Below are 20,745 nucleotides of genomic sequence, written 5' to 3' on the forward strand. Positions count from 1 at the left end.
CCGCGGTCAGAAGATGCCGACGGGCGCGATGCTGCCGAGCAGCAGCAGCGCCGCCAGGGCGGTGATCAGCACCCGGTGCGACCACGGCATGGCGTATGCCGCTGAGCCGGCCTGCTCGGCAGGCTCACCCGACCCGGTGATCGCGGCGGCGACGACCGCGGCACCGGCCTGCTCCTCGGCGGTCCGCTCGATGAGGGCCGCCAGCCACCGGACGTAGACGGCGATCCCGAGGGCGATGTTGAGCGTGGCGACGACGAGGAGCCACCAGGTGCCGTCCGCCGCCACCGGACGCAGGACGACGACCTTGGCGACCAGGCCGATGAGCGCCGGCGGCAGCCCGGCCAGGGTCAGGAGGGCGAACCCCAGCGCGGCCGCGGTCAGCGGCTGCCTCCGGGCGAGCGCGCGGTGGTCGTCCAGGGACGTCCCACCGCCCGGGCGGTGCGCCACGGCGGTCACCACGACGAAGGCCAGGACGGTGGCGACGACATAGACCGCGAGGTAGCCCCCGGCAGCGTGCACCGCCCGGGAGGAGAGCGAGGCCAGCGGCAGCATCAGCCAGCCGGCCTGCGCGACGGCCGACCAGGCCAGCAGGTGGACCAGGTCGGTCTGTCGCAGCGCCATCGCGTTGCCGAGGGTCATGGTGAGCGCGGCCAGCACCGCGACGGCGACCAGGGCGAAACCGGAGGTGCCGGCCAGCGTCTGCACGAGGACGATCATGCCGCCGAGGGCGGCCACCTTGGAGGTGCCTGCCAGGTAGGTCGTGACCGGCAGCGGCGCGGTCGCGTAGGTCAGCGGTGTCCAGGCGTGGAAGGGGACCGTGGAGAGCTTGAAGCCCAGCCCGGCGAGCACGAACACGGCCGCCAGCAGCAGGAGCGCCGCCTGCTCGGGCACGGCAGCCGCCGCGGCCGCGGCCGCCGGTGACAGGAGAGCCGTCCCGGTGGCCGCGACCCAGAGCGCGGCGCCGAGCGCGAGCAGCGCGAAGGAGACCAGCGAGGTCATGAGGAGGGCGACGGCACCCGCGACCGCCCCCGCGTGCCGGTGCGCGCGGCGCTCCAGCGCCACCAGCCCGACGACCGGGAGCGTCGCCAGCTCCAGGGCGACCAGCAGAGTGCCGAGGTCACGGGCCGCGGGCACCGCGGCCACGCCCGCCGTGGCGGCCAGAAACAGCCCCACGAGCACGACCCTGGGAGCGCTGGTCCGGTCCCCCCGCGCGGCCCGGCGCCACCGGGACCAGGTGAGCACCAGCACCACCAGGGCACTGGCCAGGGCGAGGAGCTGCAGGCCGCCGGTGAGCGAGCTGACGGCATACAGGCAGTCCCCGGAGGGCAGGCAGAAGGCGCCGGTGGAGTCGCCCCTGCCCTGACCGATCGCCGGCACGGTCGCGACCGCGCCACCGACCAGGCCGGCCGCCGCGACCCAGAGGTGGGTGGCGTGTGCGCGGGGCAGGACCACGTCGAGCACGAGGACCAGGACCGCGGCCAGCGCCGGCGCCAGGACGGGCCAGAGCGCGGAGAGGTTGAGCTCCAGGGTCATCGGCCCACCCCCAGGGTGGTCACGAGGGCCTCTGCCGCCGGCGCGGTGAGGTCGAGGAGGGCGACGGGGTAGACACCCAGTGCCACGATGCCCACGCCCAGCACGAACAGGACGCCGAGCTCGACCCCGCGCACGTCACGGATGGCCGGGCTGCGGCGGTCGCCGGCCCACACCTCCCGCAGGACCCGCACGGCATACGCCGCGGCCAGGACGGCACCGAGGGCCGCCGCGACCGCGAAGCCGCGGAACCACCAGACGGTGCGGCCGGGGCCCGGGTCCCACGCGGCATACAGCGCGCCCCACTCGCCCCAGAACCCGGCGAGGCCGGGCAGCCCCATCGCGGCCGCCATCCCCAGGACCAGCGCGAAGCCGAACCGCGGGCTGACCTCGCGCAGCGCCGCCCGGGGCGACCCGAGGTCCGCACCGCCCCACTGGTGCTTCAGCGAGCCGACGAGGACGAACAGCAGCGCCGAGATCAGACCGTGCGCCATGTTGCCGTAGATCGCGGCCTGCAGCCCGGTCTCCGAGCCGGTCGCGATCGCCAGGACCACGAACCCGAGGTGGCCGATCGAGGCCCAGGCGATGAGCCGCTTGAGGTCCTGCTCGACCAGGCAGGCGAGCCCGGCCCAGAGGATGCCGGTGACGGCGAGACCGGCCAGCACCGGAGCCACCGTGGTCAGCCCGTCGGGCAGCGGCGCGGCGACCAGCCGGATCATGCCGTAGGCGCCCATCTTGAGGAGCACGGCGGCCAGGAGCACCGACCCGGCGGTCGGCGCGGTGGCGTGCACCCACGGCAGCCAGGTGTGCAGCGGCCAGACCGGCACCTTGATGCCCAGCCCGAGGAGCAGGATGACGGTGACCGTCACCTGCGTGCCGTGGCCCAGGGATCCACCGGCGAGCTCGGCCCACCGCGCCAGGTCGGTCGTCCCCGTGGCGCCCCACAGGGCCAGGATCCCGATCAGCATGAGCATCGACCCGGTGGCCGTGAAGAGCAGGAAGCGCAGGGCCGCGCCGTCCCGGTCGGCCCGGCTGGTCGCGTCGCCGTGCCGCGCGATGAGCACCCACATCGGGACGAGCACCAGCTCGAAGGCGACGAAGAAGACGACGGCGTCGCGGGTCAGGAAGGTCAGCAGGGAGCCGCCGACCACCACCAGCAGGCAGGCGTAGTAGGTGGCGATCGCACGGGGCCGCGGCAGGTCGGCACCGACCACGGGCAGCGCCACCGTGGGCTCGTGCCGACCGGGCTCCCCGAGCCGGGCGTCGGTGAGCGGGTGGTGGTAGGGCACCAGCGTGGCGACGAGCGCCATGAGCCCGGTGAGCAGCACGAACGGCGCGCTCAGGCCGTCGACGCCGAGGTCCAGCCGGACGCCGAGGCTGTCGACCCAGAGCAGGTCGACCTCCGGCCGTCGCCACACCACGACGACGGCGGCGGCGGCCACGAGCACCGCGGCGCCGACCGCGATCCCGCGGCTGGTGCCCGGGCGGGGTGGCGTGCCGACCCGGTCCGCCACGAGCAGCCAGACGGCGACGACCAGTGGGGTCAGCACGAGCACGGGCAGGGCCAGGGCCTCCAGGACACTCACGTGAGCACCACCCCGATGAGGCCGAGCACGAGGACGCCGCCGAGCACCAGCACCAGGCCTGGTGCGGGGCGGCGCGGGTGGGTGCGCTCCAGGACGGCGCCGAGCAACCGCGCTGCCGGGCCGGCCGCACGGACGTAGGCATCCAGCACCTCCCGGTCCAGCCACTGCACGCCGTGGGCCAGGGACAGCACCGGGCCGGCGACCAGCACGCGGTAGAGCCGGTCGAAGCCCAGGCCGCGCTCACCGGCGAGGCTGACCCGCATCGGCAGCCGGGCCGCGGCGTCGCGGGACCCCACGCCGCGGGAGACCACCCACACCGCCAGGGCAGCGAGCGCCATGAGCAGCAGGGCCGCGACGAGCAGCTGCAGGTTGATCGTCACGTCGAGCTGCAGCCGGGGGGTGAAGACCACGATGCCGCCGACCACGGAGAAGAAGCCGAGGAGGGCCACCGCGGCCCGCGCGGAGGAGGAGATCGCCGACTCGGCCTCCTCGATGCCGATGGCCTCCTCCACCACGTCCGGCTCCTCGAAGAAGTCGTCGATCATCTGGTGCTCCTGCGCCCGGCGCGGTGCCGGGGCGGGGGCCCGCCGGGGGCCGCGGTCGAGGATCAGCCAGGCGCGCATGCAGTAGGCCGCAGTCAGCGGGACGCTGGCGCCCACCGCGGCCAGCACGATCGTGCCCGCCGGCCCGACACCGTCCTGCACCCCGTGCTCGGCCTGCGCCAGGACCAGCTCCTTGGACACGAAACCCACCATCGGCGGCACCCCGGCCAGGGCGAGCAGACCGATCCCCATCGGTCGCCGCAGCGAGCGGTACCGCTTGGTGGAGGACACGACATACCGCACCACCGTGCCCCCGGTGAGGACCCCCATCCAGCCGACCGTGAGGAACAGCAGCGCCTTGAACCAGGCGTGGGAGATCAGGTGGGTGATCGCGACGTCCGGGCCGGCTCCCGACGGGACGACCGTCAGCGCCGCGAGCATGAGCCCCACCTGGCTGACGGTCGACCACGCCAGCAGGCGTTTGAGGTCCGGCTGGGCGAAGGCGAGGAGCGCCGCCAGGACGATGGTGACCGACACGAGCACCGCGAGCAGCAACCGCGCCGGCCCGGCCGCCTGCAGCAACGGGAACAGCTGGGCGAGCACGACCGTGCCGGCGGCGACCATGGTCGCGGCGTGGATCAGGGCGGAGGCGGGGGTGGGGCCCTCCATCGCGTCGGGCAGCCAGTCCTGGAACGGCAGCTGCGCCGACTTGCCCACGACGCCGATGACGACACAGATCATCGCCAGCGCAAGCGCCCCCTGAGCGGCCTCCGGAACCCTCGTGGCGGTGCCGTCAGGTCCCACGCCGGTCCAGTGCCCGATGATCCGCTCGATCGAGGTCGAGCCGGCACCGGCGGCGAGCCAGATCAGCCCGATGACGAAGCCGACGTCGGCCAACCGGGTGACCAGCAGCGCCTTGACCGCGGCACGGTTGGCGGAGTCCTTGGCCGACAGGTGCCCGATCAGCAGGAACGAGCACCAGCCCATGACCTCCCACCCGATCAGGGTGAGCACCACGTCGCCGGAGAGCACCACCAGGAGCATCGCGGCGGTGAACAGGGACACGGTCGCCGAGAACTGGCGGTAGCGCGGGTCGTACCAGAGGTACCAGCGGGCGAAGACCTGCACGACGAGCGCCACCAGCGCCACGACCGCCGCGACGAGCGCACTCAGGCGGGTGGCGACCAGCTCGAGCGGGACGCTCAGCTCGCCGAAGGCCAGCGCGCCGACCGTGCGCGACACCTGGACGCCGCCCAGCTCGTAGACGACGTAGAGCTGCCAGACGGTCGTGGCCAGCACGAGTCCCGAGGTGAGGACGGCCACCCAGGCAGCGGGCCGGGAGGCCCGCCTGCCCACGGCCAGCCCGAGGACGGCGGCGACCACCGTGAGCAGCACCGCCACCTGGGCGGGGGTGACCGGCAGGTCGGGCAGCGGGATGTCGGGCAGGTGCGGCAGCGGCAGCCTGGGGATCTCCCAGTCCGGCCAGGGCAGGTCGAGCACCTCGTTCACGGCGCCACCGTCTCCGGCTCCGTGGCAGCGTCGCCGGTCGGGGCCTCAACGGCCGGTGTGGCCTCACCGGTCGCGGTGCCGCCAGCGGTCGAGCCGGCCTCGTCGGCGGAAAGGGCCTCGCCGGTCAGGTCGACATCACCCCGGGTGCGGAACATCGCCATGATCACCGCGAGGGCCACCACGATCTCCGCCGCGGCGATGGTGATCACGAACAGGGTCAGCACCGCACCGGAGGCCAGGGGGTCGGGGGCGAACTGTCCCACCGTGACCAGCAGGAGCCCCGCCGCACCGAGCAGCAGCTCCACCCCGATGAGCATGAGCACCGCATGGCGCCGCGCGAGCACGCCGTAGGTGCCGGTGCCGGCCAGGAGGGCCGCGAGCAGCAGCGGCAGCGCGGGACTCACGAGCGACCCTGCCGGCCGTGCCCGGTGGTGGCCACGGCGACCGCCGCCACGAGCGCCGCCAGCAGCAGGAGGGAGAGCAGCTCGAACGGCCACACCCAGGTGCCGAAGATCTGTGCGCCGATGACCTCGTTGGAGGCGCCCGCCACCGCGCGGCTCTCCCAGCCGTAGGCCGCGACGAGCGTCCCACCGAGGAGCACCGTCACGCCGGCCCCGACGGCTGCGGCGAGCCAGCGGTGGGCGACGGACGTGTCGACCTCACCCGCGCCGGCACGGGTGAGCATGAGGGCGAACAGCACGAGCACGACGACCGCGCCCACGTAGACGAGCAGCTGCACGAGGGCGACCAGCTCGGCACCGAGCACCAGGTAGCAGCCGGCGAGGCCGCCCAGGGCCACGACCAGCCAGAGCCCGGCGTGCAGCACGCGACGGTTGGTGACCGCCAGCACGGCAGCGGCAGCGGTGATCAACCCCACTGCCGCGAACAGGACGTCGCGACTGGTCACTCGTCGGCCTCCGGCACTGCCGCCCCGGCCTGCGGCGCCGTGGACCCGGCCGCACCGGCCTCCGGCACCGCGGACTCGGGCGCCGCGGACTCGGGCAGCGCGGACTCGGGCACGCGCTCCATCCAGGTGCCGAGCTTCGGCTTGTCGTGCAACAGGTTGCGGATGTCGCCCTCGGCGTAGGCGAAGTCCGGCGCCCAGAACAGCGCGTCGAACGGGCACACCTCGATGCAGATGCCGCAGTACATGCAGAGCGAGAAGTCGATGTCGAAGCGGTCCAGCACGTTGTGCTGGCGGGCACGTCCGCCCTCGGTCGTGGGCTCGAGCGTCTCCTTGTGCGAGTCGATGTAGATGCACCAGTCCGGGCACTCCCGGGCGCACAGCATGCACGAGGTGCAGTTCTCCTCCAGCAGGGCGATGACCCCGTGGGACCGTTCAGGAAGGTCGGGCTCGACGTGCGGGTACTGGCGCGTGTGTGCGGGTGTCGCCAGGGTCCTGGCGGTGGTCGCCAGCCCCTTGCCGAGGCCGCGCAGCAGGTCCAGCGCACCGGGCTTCTGCTCAGTCATCCCCACACCACCACTCCCACGCCGGTCAGGGCCAGCTGGACCAGCGCCAGCGGCACCAGCACCATCCAGGCCAGGCGCTGGAGCTGGTCCTCCCGCACCCGGGGCCAGGCGATCCGCAACCACAGGATGAGTATGGCCACCAGGGTCGCCTTGAGCAGCGTCCAGACGGGTCCGAGCGTGTCGGACCACGGCCCCGCCCAGCCGCCGAGGAAGAGCACGGTGAACAGCAGGGACATCACGACGATGCCGGCGTACTCCGCCAGGAGGAAGAACGCGAACCGCAGCCCGGTGTACTCGGTGTAGGGGCCGAAGACCACCTCGGAGTCGGCCAGCGGTGAGTCGAACGGGACCCGCTGCAGCTCGGCGACCGCCGCGACGAGGAAGACCAGTGCCCCGGGCAGCTGCCACACCAGCCACCACCACGACCAGGCCTGCGCGATGCCCGTCAGCGACAGCGTGCCGGCGGCCATGGCGACCGAGGCGGCCGCGAGCACCATCGGCAGCTCGTAGCTCACCAGCTGGGCGCCGGCGCGCATCCCACCGACGAGGGAGTACTTGTTGCCGCTGCCCCACCCGGCCATCAGGGTGCCGAAGATGCCGACCGAGGTCACGGCCAGGACGAACAGGAGGCTGGCGGGCACGTCGGCGGCGACCCAGGCGGCCGACCACGGGATCACCGCGAGCGCGATGAGATAGGGGATGAGGGCGACCGCCGGCGCCAGCCGGAAGACCCACCGGTCGGCCGCGGCCGGCGTGACGTCCTCCTTCTGGACGAACTTGATGCCGTCGGCGACCAGCTGGGCGATGCCGTGCGGGCCGGCCTCCATCGGCCCGAGCCGCCCCTGCATGTGCGCCATGACCTTGTGCTCGGTCTGCCCGATCGCCAGCGGCAGGGTGAGGAAGGCCGCCAGCACCACCACGGCCTTGAGGATGATCTCGAGAGTGAGCGGCAGCTCCATCAGCGCGGACCCCACGACTCGTCGGGCACCCCGGGTGGCTGCAGCCGGCGCCGGGCGCGTTTGCGCGGTGCAGGTGCCTGGTCGCCGCCGCCCTCCCCGGGCTCCTTGGCACCCGGCCAGGCCTTGGAGGCACGGGCCGCCAGCTGGAAGCTCTTGCGCAGCGGCGTGCCCTCGAACCCGTCGGGCAGCAGCAGCGGCCGCAGACCGTGACCGGTCCCGTCATCGAAACCGGGGAAGTCGATCCCGAACATCTCGTGGGTCTCGCGCTCGTGCCAGGCCGCACCCCGGAAGGTGTCGGTGACGCTGGCCAGCGGCGCCCCCTCGGCGACCCGCGTGCGCAGCAGGACCCGCTCCCAGGGGTGGGTGCGGATGAGGTGGCACACGACGTCCAGCCCCGGCGACTCCTCGGCATCGGTCTGGTCGACCGCCGAGAGCCAGTCGAAGAAGTCGAACCCCTCCCCGCGCGCCGCGCGCACCTGCTCGGCCCACTCCGCGGGCTCCACGTCGCGGGTGATCACGACGTCTCCTCGGGGGGCGACAACAGGCCTCGGGTGACCTCGCCCGCAGAGGCCGGCTGCTCGGCATACGGTCGAGGTCGGGAGCGGGCCCTGGCCCGGCCGGGGGTCTCGGCGGCGATCTGCTCCTGCAGGGTCAGGATGCCGTGCAGCAGCGCCTCGGGCCTGGGCGGGCAGCCGGGCACGTAGACGTCCACCGGGATGATCTGGTCCACGCCCTTGGTGACCGAGTAGGAGTCCCAGTAGGGCCCGCCGGAGTTGGAGCAGGCTCCGTAGGAGATGACGTACTTCGGCTCGGGCATCTGGTCGTAGAGCCGACGCACGGCCGGGGCCATCTTGTCGGTGACCGTGCCGGAGACCACCATCAGGTCAGACTGGCGCGGCCCGGGGGCGAAGGGGATGACGCCGAGCCGGATGAAGTCGTGCCGGGCCATCGACGCGGAGATGAACTCGATGGCGCAGCAGGCGAGCCCGAAGTTGAACACCCACAGGCTGTAGCGCCGGCCCCAGTTGAGCACGACCCGGACCGCCTGCGGCGCGGCCTCGGCGGCGCGTCCCACGCGCGGGGTCGGCAGGTCGACGGTCATCAGACCCACCTCAGCAGACCGCGCCGCCACACGTGGCCGAGCCCGACCAGGATCACGCCCAGGAAGATGCCCATCTCCGCCAGGGACGCCGCCCCCAGGTCCGTGCGCAGCACCAGCGCCCACGGGAAGAGGTAGACGACGTCGACGGCGAACACCACGTAGAGCAGGGCGTAGACGAAGTAGCGGACCGCGCCCTGCCCCCACCCGGAGCCGACGGGGTCCACACCGGACTCGTAGGTGGTGAGCTTGCGCGGCTGGGGATCGTGCGGTGCCAGCAGCCTGCGGGCACCCGCTGCAGCCACGACCAGGAGGATCCCGGTCACGGTCACGGCGAGCACCACGAGGTAGTCGGTCATCAGGTGGAGCCTAACGCGCGGAGGCGCCCGGCGGCAGGAGCCCACGAGGTGCGCGGGCCGCCTCCGGCACACGGGCCGCACCGCCGGGAACCGCTGCGGTGGAGAGGCGGCGGGTCATTTCTCGGTATGCCGTGGCACGGCGTGCGTGTCGCCGCGGCCGGAAACGGCTAGAGTGACCCCGCCCAGCCGGGAACGAGAGAGCAGCCAACGGGAAGGTTCGAGGGATTGCGGATCCTCCTCCTGACCCACTACTACGACCCTGAAACGGGACCGCCACAGCTGCGGTGGTCCAGCCTCGTGCGCGAGTTCGTGCGGGCGGGTCATCAGGTGGACGTAGTGGCTCCGCCACCCCACTATCCGCTCGGCCGGCTGCTGGACACCTATGAGGGCGGCGGCGCCGGCTCCACGGAGGAGGGCCGCCACGGGGAGACCGTGCACCGCGTCCGGTTCCGGGCCACGTCAGGCAGTGTCGGGTCGATCATGTGGGACCAGCTGACCTCGGCGGTCTCCTCCGTCGTGACCGTCCTGCGCCGGCGGGACCTCGCGCCGGACGTCATCGTCGCGACCGCCCCGGCGCTCCCCACCCTGGCAGCCGGCTGGCTGCTCGCCCGGCTGCTGCGCAAGCCCCTGCTGCTGGAGGTGCGGGACGCCTGGCCCGACCTGCTGGCGGTCGTCGACCGCTGGGAGGGCGGGGAGAACCGCCGCCACCCGCACGCCAAGTACCTGCTCGCCCGCTTCGCCGCCCGCTTCATCACCCTGCTGCAACGCTCCGCCGACTATGTCGTGACCACCACCGCCACCTTCGCCGAGGTGCTCCAGGGACGCGGCGTGGCCAACGTCGACGTGGTCCGCAACACCGCCCACCCCCTGCCCAACTACACCGAGCACGAGCCCCGGCAGCCCGACGGCCAGCTGCGGATCGTCTACGTCGGCACGGTCGGGCGCGCCCAGGGGCTGGAGACCGCCGTGCGCGCCCTGCGCATCGTCCAGGACGCGGGGGTCGACGTGGCGATGCGGGTCATCGGCACGGGTGCGGGCAAGACCCGCGTGCAGCAGGCGGCCGAGGCGCTCGGGGTCCCGGTGACGGTGCGCGGCGCCCAGTCCCGCGACCAGATCCACCTGCACTACCGGTGGGCCGACACGTTCCTGATCATGCTGCGCGAGTGGCCCGCCCTGAGCATGACCGTGCCCTCCAAGCTCTACGAGGCCCTCGAGCTCGGCATGCACGTCTCCGCGTCGGTCGACGGCGAGGCCGCGCGCATCGTGAACGCGACGGGCGCCGGGTTCGCCACGCCTCCCGGTGACGCGGAGGCCCTGGCTGCCGAGTGGATCGCCCTGGCCAAGCGGCTTCCCGCCGAGCCGGACCAGGAGCAGATGCGCGGGTGGGTGCGCGAGTACGCCGAGGAGTCGCGGGTCGCGAGCGACTACCTGGAGATCCTGCACGCCCTCGCGGCGGCGGACCGGTGATCGCGGCACTGCGACAACGGCTCCAGCACGGCTGCGCCGTCCTCGCGGCCGCAGGGTCGCTCGCCCTGGACGATCCCGCGTGGTTCCTGGTCCAGGCCGGGCGGACGCTGCCGGCACCCGTGCGCACCCGGCTGGGGAGCCTGGCGACGCGCACCGGAGGCACCACCGCCGCCGCGTGGGGACGGTTGCTGATGGACCAGCCGGCCCAGGCGCGGGAGCTGCTCGCGCAGGGCCGGCGGGGACCCCTCGCCGACTCCCTCGCGCTGCACGCCGGCCTGCCACCCTCACCGGACTCGGCACGCCACGCCGCCCGGTGGGGCTGGCTGACCGGTGACCTGGAGACCGCCTCCGGCGCAGCCACGACGGCCTCCCGGCGGCAGCGCCACCGGGCCCTCGGTGACATCGCAGCCCTGGAGCCGGGCCCCCGCCCGCTCCCCGACGCCACCCGCACCTGGAGGGCGGACGGCACACCGCGGGTGCTGCACGTCCTGACCAACTCCCTGCCGTGGACCCGCTCCGGCTACACCCTGCGGACCCACGACATCCTCACCGCGCAGCAGGCGGCCGGCATCCCCGTGTCCGCGATGACGCGGCCCGGCTACCCCGCGACGATCGGGCGCTGGCGGTCCGGACCGTCGGACCGGATCGACGACGTCACCTACCACCGCAGCATGCCGCTGCCCATGGCGCCGGGCGAGGCCGGGCGCGTGGACCAGTGGGCGCTCGACCTGACGGCGCTGGCCGCCCGCGAGGGCGCCACCCACCTGCACTCCACCACGCACTACCCGACGGCGCTCGCCGCGCAGGCCGCGGCCGCCGCCCTGGACCTGCCGTGGGTCCACGAGGTCCGCGGCCAGCTCGAGCGGACCTGGGCCTCCCGGCGCTCCCACGCCGGGGACCCGGACCCCTACGCCAGCAGCCGTTACACGGCCTGGCGCGCACGCGAGGCCGAGGTCGCGGCGGCGGCGGACCGGGTCGTCACGCTCTCCGGACCCATGCGCGCGGACCTCATCTCGCGGGGAGTCTCCGCCGAGCGCATCACCATCGTCCCCAACGGGATCGGCCCGGAAGTCCTCGACCTCCCTGGCGACGCGGCGGCGGTGCGCGAGCAGGACGGCCTCCCGCGGGCCGGGACCTGGGTCGGTGCGGTGACCTCGGTCGTGCACTACGAGGGGCTCTCTGTGCTCCTCGAGGCCGTCGCCCTGGCCCGGGAGGCGGGGGCCGACGTCCGGGCGGCGATCGTCGGCGACGGACTGGCCTGGCCGGAGCTGGCACGCCAGGTGGACGAGCTGGGGCTGCGGGACGTGGTGCACCTGCCGGGGCGCGTGTCGCGTGAGGAGGCACGCCGCTGGCTGGCCCGGCTGGACGTGGTCGCCGTGCCCCGTCAGCAGCACGAGGTCACCCAGCTGGTGCCCCCGCTGAAGGTGATGGAGGCCCTGGGGGCGGGGCGGCCCGTGATCGTCAGCGCGCTACCGGCGCTCACCGAGATCGTGACGGACGGGCAGACTGGGCTCGTGGTTGCTCCCGGACATCCCCCCGACCTGGCTGACGCGGTGCTGCGCCTGGCCTCCGACGACGCCCTGCGGGACGCCCTGGCGCAGGAGGGACGCCGGGTGGCCCGCAGGCACACGTGGCCGGAGCTGGTGCGCCGCTACCAGCAGATCTACCAGGAGGTGAGCCGGGCGTGACACCCCGCCACGACACGACCCGGGCGACCGCGGCGCCGCGGCTGCGACCGATCGGCCGTCGGCCGTCCCTGGGCACCTACCTCAGCGACCTGTGGCAGCGACGGCACTTCATCTATGCCGACTCCCGGGCGCGCGCCTTCTCCGGCAACCGCGACTACATCCTGGGCAACCTGTGGCTCATCGGCAAGCCGATCCTGGACGGGATCACGTACTACATCATCTTCGCTCTCATCCTGCGAATCGACAGGGGCATGGACAACTTCGTGGGGTTCCTGCTCATCGGGATCTTCATGTTCACGTTCACGACGCGGGCGACCAACTCCGCCGTGAGCGCCATGATCTCCAGCCGCAACCTGCTCCAGTCGTTCGCCTTCCCCCGCGCCTCGATCCCCCTGGCCGTCCTGACCCGCGAGGCGATCTCGATGGCCCCCGTGCTGGCCACGATGGCCTTCCTGATCCTCGTGCTGGCCCCTGCCAAGTCACCGGTGGAAGTCACCTGGACCTGGCTGCTGTTCCCCCTCGTCTTCGTGCTGCAGACCCTGTTCAACACCGGGGTCGTGCTCTACTGCGCCCGCCTGGGTGCCGCGCTCCCGGACCTGAAGTTCTTCATCGGCTTCGTCACCCGGATCTGGTTCTACGGCTCCGGCGTCATGTTCCCGATCACCCGCTTCGTCCAGGACGACTTCTGGGTCGCGGTCCTCCAGTCCAACCCGATGTACCTGGTCCTCGACATCACCCGCGACATCCTGCTCTACGACGCGCTGCCGACCGCGCGCAGCTGGATGATCCTGACCGCCTGGGCGGTCCTGACCCCGGTGATGGCCTTCCTCTACTTCTGGCAGGGTGAGGAGAGCTATGCCCAGCAGCAGTGAGACCCACCCGACCGTCGTCGTCGACCGGGTCAGTCGCACCTTCCGGGTCCCCAGCCTGGAGCGGGTCCGAGAGCTCGGTCCCCTCCCGCGGGCGCTCGCGCGGTTCGGCTGGCGGCCGACGGTCAAGCTCGAGGCCCTGAAGGACGTGTCCTTCGTCGCGCAGTCCGGCGAGTCGATCGGCGTCATCGGCGTCAACGGCTCGGGCAAGAGCACGCTGCTGCGCCTCATCGCCGGGCTGGACGTGCCGACCCGGGGGTCGGTGACCGCGTCGTCCCAGCCCGTCCTGCTGGGGGTCAACGCGGCGCTGCAGCCCGAGCTGTCCGGCCTGGCCAACGCCCGGCTCGGGCTGCTCGCCATGGGCTTCTCCCCGGAGGCCATGGAGGAGGCCATCGCTCAGGTCACGACCCAGGCGAACCTGGGACACGCCATCCACCGACCCATGAAGACCTACTCCTCCGGCATGGGGTCACGCCTGCGGTTCGCCATCGCGGCAGCCAGCCAGCCGGAGATCCTGCTGATCGACGAGGCCCTCGCGACCGGTGACGAGACGTCCCGCAACCGGGCCGAGGAGCGGATGGCCCAGATCCGGGAGCAGGCCGGCACCGTCTTCCTCGTGACGCACTCCGGCAAGACCGTCGAGCAGACCTGCACCCGGGCCATCTGGCTCCACAACGGCGAGCTGGTCCAGGACGGGCCCGCCGGCGAGACCGCGACGATGTACCGCTGGTGGGCGTGGAACGTCGCCAACGGCAAGCACGAGGTGGCCGAGGGCATCCTGCGCAAGGAGATCGCCAAGGGTGTCGCGATGGCCGAGGCCGCACGAGCGGACGAGGAGTAGACCCGGGCGCCCGGCGGCGTCCCGCTCGTGTGAGGGCGCTCACCCGCAGGAATGCGTTCCGGTCGCCCCGCCCGCGTTATCCTCATTTCGGGGCCTATCCGCATCATGAGGGACGATGAACTGGTGACGACGCGCAGAGTACGGGGTGCCAGCCTCGGGTTGGTCATCATCATGATGAACATCCTGTTGGTGGCAGCGCTCGTCATCGCGACCTCGAGTCGGAGCGTGTCCGAGCTGTTCAACCCCGACGACGCCGCGCCCACCGACCTGGAGGGGCCGGCACCCGACGACGTGTCCGAGACCGCGCCCCCCGCACCGACGTGGACCGCCGTGCCGCCTCCCACCCGCACCGAGACCGCGACGGAGCCTGCGGGCCTGGCGGGCCGGTACGCCGACGGTGAGGACCTCACCGTCGTGGTGCTGGGTGACCAGACGGGGTCGGACCCCGCCGACTGGGTCCGGGCCTGGGCCGAGCTGCTCGCCCAGGAGCGGACGGTCGAGTACCGCACGCCCACCGTGTCGGACCCCACGGTGTACGGCGACCCGGTCGTGCTCGGCAGTGGCGAGTCGACGATCCACGTCTTCAACGCGAGCCTGGTCGGCGGCACCCCCGAGTATGCCGCGGAGCGGCTCGATCTGTACCTGCCCGGCGGCACGGACGCCGTCCTGCTCAACTTCGGACGCTCCAACAGCAGTGACGACCTCGAGGACGAGCTCGAGCAGCTCTGGTCGGCCCTGGAGGACGAGAGCGACGCGGAGCTCCGGACGGTCGTGCAGCCGCCGCGCCAGGACGGTCTCGAACAGCTCACCGAGATCACCCGGGAGTGGGCGGAGCAGGCGGACGCGCCCGTGATCGACGTCGCGGAGGTGTTCGATGACGAGGGACTCACCTTCCTGACCGTCTCCACCCGCGACCCGCTGTCCGTCAACCTGGCCGGCGCGGCCCGGTGGGCACAGATCGTCCAGCTGGCCCTGTTCGACCACGAGATCGCTCCCCCGGCCGAGGCCGACCCCCAGCCGATCGTGGAGCCGACGCTGCCCTCGGCGACACAGCCGACCGAGGAGCCGGTGGACCCGCCCGTCGAGCCGACCGGCACTCCCCCGCCCTACACCCCGCCACCGCCCTACACACCACCCCCGCCCTACACACCACCGCCGCCGCCCCCGCCGCCGGACGACCCGACCGAGGACCCGACCGAGCCGGAGCCCACGGAACCCGAGCCCACGGAGCCCGAACCGACACTCCCGCCGGAGCCGACACTGCCGCCGCCGGACGACCCGACCGAGGACCCGAGCGAGGAGCCCACCTTCCCGTTCCCGACGCAGCCCAGCCCGGGCCACTGGTCGGCACCGGAAGCGGCGACCCGCTTCTGACCCCTCGGCACGTGGTGCCGACCAGCCGCTCAGCGGGTGGGCCAGGCCCAGCGCGGCCCGTCGAACAGACCCCCTGCACCGGCCAGTGACGTGCCGCCGGGGTCGCGGACCAGCTCGTGGCGGCGGGCGCCGCGCTGCGCGAGGCCCGCGATCAGCTCCGGGGCGTGCGTCACGACCACGACCTGGGTGGCCCGGGCCGCGTCCGCGATCAGCCCCGCCAGCGCAGGCAGCAGGTCGCGGTGCAGGCTCGTCTCCGGCTCGTTGAGCACCATCAGTCCCGGAGGCCGCGTCGTCAGCAGGGCAGCCACGAGGAGCAGGTAGCGCAGGGTGCCGTCGGAGAGCTCACGCGGCACCAGCGGCCGCAGCAGCCCGGGCTGGTGCAGGAGCACCCGCACCCGGCCGCCGTCGAGGGCGTCCACGGACAGGGTCGAGCCCGGGAACGCCGCCTCCACCGCGGACGCCACGCCGTCCCGGTCCCCCTGGAAGTCGATGGTCGCGAGCGCGGCCGCCAGGTTGGCGCCGTCGGGATCCAGCACGGGTGAGGCCGTGCCGATGCACGGCTGCCGTGCGGGCGCGTGCGGGTCGGTCCGGAAGTGGTCGTAGAAGCGCCAGCCACGGATGCCGTCACGGACCGAGGCGATCTCCGGGGCGCTCTCCACCCCGGCGGCTTCGGCGAGGACCGACTGCTGCGGAGCCGCCTGCTGGTCCAGGGTGCGCCACGCCTCGTCGCGCACGCGGACCACTGCCCCGTGCCGGTCGACGAGCAGACTGCCCGGGCGGGCCACCGGCCCGTGGAAGATCTGCTCACGCTTGATCTCCGGGTCGTTGACGAAGGGGCTGTGCCCCGGCGGGGGGATGCCCAGGTCCACGAGGTAGCCGAGCCCGTCGCCGGAGTACCCGAGCCGCAGGGCGACCGCACCCCTGCGGACGGTGCCCTGTGCCGGAGCACGACCGGCGACCACGTCCCTGGTCGGGCGCTCCATGCCGGCCCACAGCAGCGAGCCCAGGCCACCATCGTGCGCGATGGCCGCGACCACGGAGCCGTCCGCGCAGCCGGCGAGCAGCCGCAGCGCCCGGTAGAGGTTGGACTTGCCCGCGCCGTTGGCACCGGTGACCACGTCCAGGCCGGTCAGCTCGAGCTGGAGGTCACGGATCGAGCGGTACCCCTGCACCGCGATCGTGCGGATCATGGGCCTACCCTGCCACTTGACAGCGACACCGCCCGGTCCCGCTCCACGGTAGCCCTGACGGGGGCTGTTCCCCAGGTCACACAACCGCAGCCGGAGAGGGCTCCCCACCGCGAACGGGCCTACCATGGGAGGGACATCCCCCGCGACACGAGATCTGGTGACCCTCCCGGCATGAGTAGCAAGCCCCTGCAGAAGCTGGACCGTGTCGTGATCCGCTTCGCCGGAGACTCAGGCGACGGGATGCAGCTGACCGGCGACCGGTTCACCTCCGAGACCGCGGCGCTCGGTAACGACCTCTCCACGCTGCCCAACTTCCCGGCCGAGATCCGCGCCCCTGCCGGCACCCTGCCCGGCGTCTCGAGCTTCCAGCTCCACTTCGCCGACCACGACGTGCTGACCCCCGGGGACCACCCGGACGTGCTGGTCGCGATGAACCCCGCGGCGCTCAAGGCCAACCTGCCGGACCTGCCCCGGGGCAGCACGATCATCGTCAACACCGACGAGTTCACCAAGCGCAACCTGTCCAAGGTCGGCTACCAGGCCAGCCCCGTCGAGGACGGCAGCCTGGAGTCGTGGCACGTCCACGAGATCGCCCTGACCTCGATCACCGTCGAGGCCCTCGCCGACTTCGGGCTGACCCGCAAGGAGAAGGAGCGGGCCAAGAACATGCTCGCCCTCGGCCTCCTCTCCTGGATGTACTCCCGGCCGCTCGAGGGCACCGAGGCGTTCCTGCGCGCCAAGTTCGCCCGGGCACCCGAGATCCTCGAGGCCAACCTCACGGCCCTGCGGGCCGGCTTCCACTACGGCGAGACCACCGAGGACTTCGCGGTCCGGTTCGAGGTGGCCCCCGCGACGATGCCACCGGGCACCTACCGCACCATCACCGGCAACGCCGCGATGGCTCTCGGTCTGGTGACGGCCGCGCACCGCACCGGCCTGCCGCTGGTACTGGGCAGCTACCCGATCACGCCTGCCTCCGACATCCTGCACACCCTGTCCGGGATGAAGCGCTACGGCGTGACCACCCTGCAGGCCGAGGACGAGATCGCCGCCGTGGGCATGGCCCTCGGCGCCAGCTTCGGCGGCGCCCTCGGGGTCACCTCCACCTCGGGCCCGGGTCTTGCTCTCAAGGCCGAGACGATCGGGCTGGGCGTGTCCACCGAGCTGCCCCTCGTCATACTGGACATCCAGCGCGGCGGGCCGAGCACCGGCCTGCCGACCAAGACCGAGCAGTCCGACCTCCTGCAGGCGATCCACGGCCGCAACGGTGAGTCCCCGGTCGCCGTCATCGCCCCGCAGTCCCCGTCCGACTGCTTCGACATCGCCCTCGAGGCGGTGCGCATCGCCACCACCTACCGGACCCCCGTGATCGTGCTGTCCGACGGCTACCTGGCCAACGGCTCGGAGCCGTGGCGGGTGCCGTCCGTCGCGGACCTGCCGGAGCTGGACGTCGAGTTCGCCACCGGCCCCAACGACACCGACGACGCGGGTGAGCCGGTCTTCCACCCGTTCCTGCGCGACCCCCAGACCCTGGCCCGCCCGTGGGCGGTGCCCGGCACCGCCGGGCTGGAGCACCGCATCGGCGGCATCGAGAAGGCCGACGTCACCGGCCACATCTCCTACGACCCCGACAACCACGACAGGATGACCCGGTTGCGGCAGGGCAAGATCGACGGCATCGCCGACACGATTCCCGACCTCGAGGTCGAGGACCCCTCCGGCGACGCCCGGGTGCTGGTCCTGGGCTGGGGCTCGACCTACGGCCCGATCGCGGCTGCCGCGCGCCTCGTGCGGGCGACCGGCGTGTCCGTGGCCCGGGCCCACCTGCGCCACCTGAACCCGTTCCCCCGCAACCTCGGCGACGTGCTCCGCGCCTACGACCACGTCGTCGTCCCCGAGATGAACCTCGGGCAGCTGGCGCTGCTGCTGCGCGGGACCTACCTGGTGGACGTGCAGTCGCACACCGCTGTGCGCGGCCTGCCGTTCCCCGCCGCCGACCTGGCCGAGGTGCTCCACAAGGCCGTCGCGCAGACGCTGGAAGGAGTGCGCTGAGGGTGACCACAGACACGCCCACGGGCCCCGGGAACGCCCGGAACGGCAACACCACGCCGAGGGGTTTTGTCGGCGTGCCCCGGGTCAGCGACGACGACCCGAAGCAGACCAAGAAGGACTTCACCTCCGACCAGGAGGTCCGCTGGTGCCCCGGCTGCGGCGACTACGCCGTGCTCGCCGCGGTGCAGGGCTTCCTGCCCGACCTGGGGCTGCGCCGCGAGAACATCGTCTTCGTCTCAGGTATCGGCTGCTCCTCGCGGTTCCCCTACTACCTGGACACCTACGGGATGCACTCCATCCACGGACGCGCCCCCGCGATCGCGACCGGCCTGGCGACGAGCCGGGAGGACCTGTCGGTGTGGGTCATCACCGGCGACGGTGATGCGCTCAGCATCGGTGGTAACCACCTGATCCATGCCATGCGTCGCAACGTCAACCTGACGATCCTGCTGTTCAACAACAAGATCTACGGCCTGACCAAGGGGCAGTACTCCCCCACCTCCGACGTCGGCTCGGTCACCAAGTCGACTCCGGTCGGCTCGGTGGACCACCCGTTCAACCCGGTGTCCCTCGCGCTCGGTGCCGAGGCCACCTTCGTCGCCCGGACCATGGACTCCGACCGTGCGCACCTGACGACGGTGCTGCGGGCGGCCGCGGAGCACCGCGGCACGTCCCTGGTCGAGATCTACCAGAACTGCCCCATCTTCAACGACGGCGCCTTCCAGCTGTTGAAGGACCGCGACGAGAAGGAGGCCCGGGTGCTCAGCCTGGTCCACGGTGAGCCGGTGCGCTCCGGTGCCGAGCACGTCGTGGTCCGGGGAGCCGATGGCGCCCTGTCCGTGGCGCCGGAGAGCGAGGCCGCTCCCGGGTCCGTCCTCATCCACGACGCCGGGACCGGCGACCCGTCCACTGCCTTCGCGCTCTCCCGGATCGACGACGGGTCGATGACGCACATCCCGATGGGCATCTTCCGCTCCGTCGACCGCCCCACCTATGACGACCAAGTGCGCGCCCAGGTGGAGGGTGCCCGGTCCGGTGCCGGTGGCCCCGCCGACGACGACGACCTGGCTGCGCTGCTGCGCGGCGGTGACACCTGGACCGTGGGGTGAGCCCCACGCCCGGGACGGGGTCCGTCGCTCCTGTCCCGGCCGCCGGCAGCACCGGGACGGGAGCGGCTGGTGTGCCGGTCCCGTCCGCTGGGTCTGTGGCGAGCCGTCCGTCCGACCCACCGAGCGCCCCGGACGAGGCCGAGGTGCGCCGCGGCACCGGCTACGGCGTCCTCGCCTATCTGGTGTGGGGCGCGCTGCCCCTCTACTTCGCCGTGCTCAAGCCGGCCACGGCCTGGGAGGTGCTGGCCCACCGGGTGGTGTGGTCCCTGCTCCTGTGCGTCCTGGTCCTCGCGCTCGCCCGACAGGCCCGCTGGGTCCTGGACATGTTCCGGGACCGCCGGCTGCTGCTGACGATGACCGCCGCCGGCGCCCTCATCGCGACCAACTGGACCGTCTACACCGTGGCGGTGATGTCGGGTCACGTGACAGAGGCCGCCCTCGGCTACTTCCTGAACCCCCTCGTCACCGTGGCGATCGGCGTCCTGGTGCTCCGCGAGCGCCTGCGGCCGGCCCAGTGGGTGGCCGTGGGCACCGGCCTCGTGGCCGGTGTGTACCTGACGGTCGACTACGGCACGGTGCCCTGGATCTCGCTGACGCTGGCCCTCAGCTTCGGGACCTACGGTCTGCTCAAGAAGCGGATCGGCTCGTCGCTGTCGGCGCTGCAGTCCTTCACCGGGGAGACCGTCGTGATGACGCCCCTCGCGATCGCCCTGCTCGTCTGGCTCGGGGTCACCGGCCAGGCCACCTTCGTGGGCCTGGGCCCTGGGCACACGACACTGCTGGTGGGCACCGGCATCATCACGGCCGTCCCGTTGCTCCTGTTCGCCGCCGCCGCCACACGGGTGCCCCTGGTCACCATCGGCCTCCTGCAGTTCATCGCCCCCGTGCTGCAGCTGCTCTGCGGTGTGCTCGTGCTCGGCGAGGTGATGCCACCCTCACGCTGGCTCGGTTTCGCCCTGGTCTGGGTCGCTCTCACCGTGCTCTCCGTGGACTCCGTGCTCTCGGCCGGCCGTTCCCGCCGCCTGGCCCGCGCCGCCGAGGGCGCTGCGATCTGAGCCGGGGTCCGGTTGTGCTCTCCGGCACCGCGGTCCAGGGTGGAGG

Annotated in this window: 19 protein-coding genes; 8 read left to right on the forward strand and 11 right to left on the reverse strand. The window is 72.8% G+C overall.

Going from position 1 to position 20,745, the window contains the following annotated elements:
- Positions 1 to 6 precede the first annotated feature (6 nt).
- From DA085_RS16000 to DA085_RS16045, 10 genes are read right to left on the reverse strand one after another with little or no spacing between them, the layout of a single operon-like run.
- The gene (locus tag DA085_RS16000; RefSeq protein WP_109473981.1) at positions 7 to 1,533 is read right to left on the reverse strand and encodes an NADH-quinone oxidoreductase subunit N; all 1,527 of its coding nucleotides are present in this window, start codon (positions 1,531 to 1,533) and stop codon (positions 7 to 9) included.
- Positions 1,530 to 3,116, reverse strand: a complete 1,587-nt coding sequence (locus tag DA085_RS16005; RefSeq protein WP_237565562.1) for a complex I subunit 4 family protein — start codon at positions 3,114 to 3,116, stop codon at positions 1,530 to 1,532. Before DA085_RS16005 ends, DA085_RS16000 begins: the two co-directional genes overlap by 4 nt.
- On the reverse strand, positions 3,113 to 5,167 hold the full coding sequence (locus tag DA085_RS16010) for an NADH-quinone oxidoreductase subunit 5 family protein (RefSeq protein ID WP_237565563.1): 2,055 nt from the start codon (positions 5,165 to 5,167) through the stop codon (positions 3,113 to 3,115). The genes DA085_RS16005 and DA085_RS16010 overlap by 4 nt, the downstream gene beginning before the upstream one ends.
- On the reverse strand, positions 5,164 to 5,571 hold the full coding sequence (gene nuoK, locus DA085_RS16015; RefSeq protein ID WP_109473982.1) for an NADH-quinone oxidoreductase subunit NuoK: 408 nt from the start codon (positions 5,569 to 5,571) through the stop codon (positions 5,164 to 5,166). Before nuoK ends, DA085_RS16010 begins: the two co-directional genes overlap by 4 nt.
- Positions 5,568 to 6,074, reverse strand: coding sequence for an NADH-quinone oxidoreductase subunit J family protein (locus DA085_RS16020; RefSeq protein WP_109473983.1), 507 nt, complete (start codon positions 6,072 to 6,074; stop codon positions 5,568 to 5,570). The genes nuoK and DA085_RS16020 overlap by 4 nt, the downstream gene beginning before the upstream one ends.
- The gene (locus DA085_RS16025; RefSeq protein WP_109473984.1) at positions 6,071 to 6,637 is read right to left on the reverse strand and encodes a NuoI/complex I 23 kDa subunit family protein; all 567 of its coding nucleotides are present in this window, start codon (positions 6,635 to 6,637) and stop codon (positions 6,071 to 6,073) included. Before DA085_RS16025 ends, DA085_RS16020 begins: the two co-directional genes overlap by 4 nt.
- Entirely contained in the window at positions 6,634 to 7,596 is a 963-nt protein-coding gene (gene nuoH / locus DA085_RS16030) for an NADH-quinone oxidoreductase subunit NuoH (RefSeq protein ID WP_109474048.1), read from the reverse strand. The genes DA085_RS16025 and nuoH overlap by 4 nt, the downstream gene beginning before the upstream one ends.
- Complete coding sequence (locus DA085_RS16035; protein WP_109473985.1) at positions 7,596 to 8,114, reverse strand: NADH-quinone oxidoreductase subunit C; 519 nt, start codon at positions 8,112 to 8,114, stop codon at positions 7,596 to 7,598. Before DA085_RS16035 ends, nuoH begins: the two co-directional genes overlap by 1 nt.
- Positions 8,111 to 8,698 (reverse strand): NADH-quinone oxidoreductase subunit B, encoded by a 588-nt coding sequence (locus tag DA085_RS16040; RefSeq protein ID WP_202619271.1) that lies wholly within the window; start codon positions 8,696 to 8,698, stop codon positions 8,111 to 8,113. The genes DA085_RS16035 and DA085_RS16040 overlap by 4 nt, the downstream gene beginning before the upstream one ends.
- Positions 8,698 to 9,054, reverse strand: coding sequence for an NADH-quinone oxidoreductase subunit A (locus DA085_RS16045; RefSeq protein ID WP_109473987.1), 357 nt, complete (start codon positions 9,052 to 9,054; stop codon positions 8,698 to 8,700). Before DA085_RS16045 ends, DA085_RS16040 begins: the two co-directional genes overlap by 1 nt.
- Before the next feature lie 225 nt (positions 9,055 to 9,279).
- On the opposite strand from DA085_RS16045, the gene DA085_RS16050 reads away from it, so the two are divergent.
- From DA085_RS16050 to DA085_RS16070, 5 genes are all read left to right on the forward strand, one after another.
- Positions 9,280 to 10,521 carry a glycosyltransferase family 4 protein gene (locus DA085_RS16050; RefSeq protein ID WP_109473988.1) on the forward strand — a complete coding sequence of 414 codons (1,242 nt, stop codon included), beginning with the start codon at positions 9,280 to 9,282 and terminating at the stop codon, positions 10,519 to 10,521.
- Entirely contained in the window at positions 10,518 to 12,209 is a 1,692-nt protein-coding gene (locus DA085_RS16055; RefSeq protein WP_109473989.1) for a glycosyltransferase family 4 protein, read from the forward strand. The genes DA085_RS16050 and DA085_RS16055 overlap by 4 nt, the downstream gene beginning before the upstream one ends.
- Complete coding sequence (locus DA085_RS16060; RefSeq protein ID WP_161958521.1) at positions 12,206 to 13,081, forward strand: ABC transporter permease; 876 nt, start codon at positions 12,206 to 12,208, stop codon at positions 13,079 to 13,081. Before DA085_RS16055 ends, DA085_RS16060 begins: the two co-directional genes overlap by 4 nt.
- Positions 13,065 to 13,919, forward strand: coding sequence for an ABC transporter ATP-binding protein (locus tag DA085_RS16065; protein ID WP_109473990.1), 855 nt, complete (start codon positions 13,065 to 13,067; stop codon positions 13,917 to 13,919). The genes DA085_RS16060 and DA085_RS16065 overlap by 17 nt, the downstream gene beginning before the upstream one ends.
- 123 nt (positions 13,920 to 14,042) lie before the next feature.
- A complete protein-coding gene (locus DA085_RS16070; protein ID WP_154402229.1) occupies positions 14,043 to 15,293 on the forward strand; it encodes an SGNH/GDSL hydrolase family protein in 1,251 nt (416 codons plus the stop codon).
- Between the two features lie 29 nt (positions 15,294 to 15,322).
- Here DA085_RS16070 and DA085_RS16075 read toward each other — a convergent pair whose 3' ends face one another.
- Positions 15,323 to 16,483 (reverse strand): AAA family ATPase, encoded by a 1,161-nt coding sequence (locus tag DA085_RS16075; protein ID WP_109473992.1) that lies wholly within the window; start codon positions 16,481 to 16,483, stop codon positions 15,323 to 15,325.
- Positions 16,484 to 16,654: 171 nt separating this feature from the next.
- On the opposite strand from DA085_RS16075, the gene DA085_RS16080 reads away from it, so the two are divergent.
- The 3 genes from DA085_RS16080 to rarD all read left to right on the forward strand — a co-directional run bounded on the left by DA085_RS16080 (position 16,655) and on the right by rarD (position 20,699).
- Complete coding sequence (locus DA085_RS16080) at positions 16,655 to 18,535, forward strand: 2-oxoacid:acceptor oxidoreductase subunit alpha (RefSeq protein WP_109473993.1); 1,881 nt, start codon at positions 16,655 to 16,657, stop codon at positions 18,533 to 18,535.
- Between the two features lie 2 nt (positions 18,536 to 18,537).
- Complete coding sequence (locus DA085_RS16085) at positions 18,538 to 19,644, forward strand: 2-oxoacid:ferredoxin oxidoreductase subunit beta (protein WP_202619272.1); 1,107 nt, start codon at positions 18,538 to 18,540, stop codon at positions 19,642 to 19,644.
- A gap of 95 nt (positions 19,645 to 19,739) precedes the next feature.
- Entirely contained in the window at positions 19,740 to 20,699 is a 960-nt protein-coding gene (rarD, locus tag DA085_RS16090; protein ID WP_109473994.1) for an EamA family transporter RarD, read from the forward strand.
- The last annotated feature ends 46 nt before the right edge of the window (positions 20,700 to 20,745 follow it).

It is taken from the genome of Ornithinimicrobium cavernae (assembly GCF_003121625.1).
Classification (GTDB): Bacteria; Actinomycetota; Actinomycetes; order Actinomycetales; family Dermatophilaceae; genus Ornithinicoccus; species Ornithinicoccus cavernae.

Bases quoted from the DNA above. Each gene is read 5' to 3' on its own strand.
- DA085_RS16000 (WP_109473981.1), bottom strand. From the start codon at position 1,533: ATGACCCTGGAGCTCAACCTCTCCGCGCTCTGGCCCGTCCTGGCGCCG.
- DA085_RS16025 (WP_109473984.1), bottom strand. From the start codon at position 6,637: ATGACTGAGCAGAAGCCCGGTGCGCTGGACCTGCTGCGCGGCCTCGGC.
- nuoH (WP_109474048.1), bottom strand. From the start codon at position 7,596: ATGGAGCTGCCGCTCACTCTCGAGATCATCCTCAAGGCCGTGGTGGTG.
- DA085_RS16040 (WP_202619271.1), bottom strand. From the start codon at position 8,698: ATGACCGTCGACCTGCCGACCCCGCGCGTGGGACGCGCCGCCGAGGCC.
- DA085_RS16045 (WP_109473987.1), bottom strand. From the start codon at position 9,054: ATGACCGACTACCTCGTGGTGCTCGCCGTGACCGTGACCGGGATCCTC.
- DA085_RS16065 (WP_109473990.1), top strand. From the start codon at position 13,065: ATGCCCAGCAGCAGTGAGACCCACCCGACCGTCGTCGTCGACCGGGTC.
- DA085_RS16075 (WP_109473992.1), bottom strand. From the start codon at position 16,483: ATGATCCGCACGATCGCGGTGCAGGGGTACCGCTCGATCCGTGACCTC.
- DA085_RS16080 (WP_109473993.1), top strand. From the start codon at position 16,655: ATGAGTAGCAAGCCCCTGCAGAAGCTGGACCGTGTCGTGATCCGCTTC.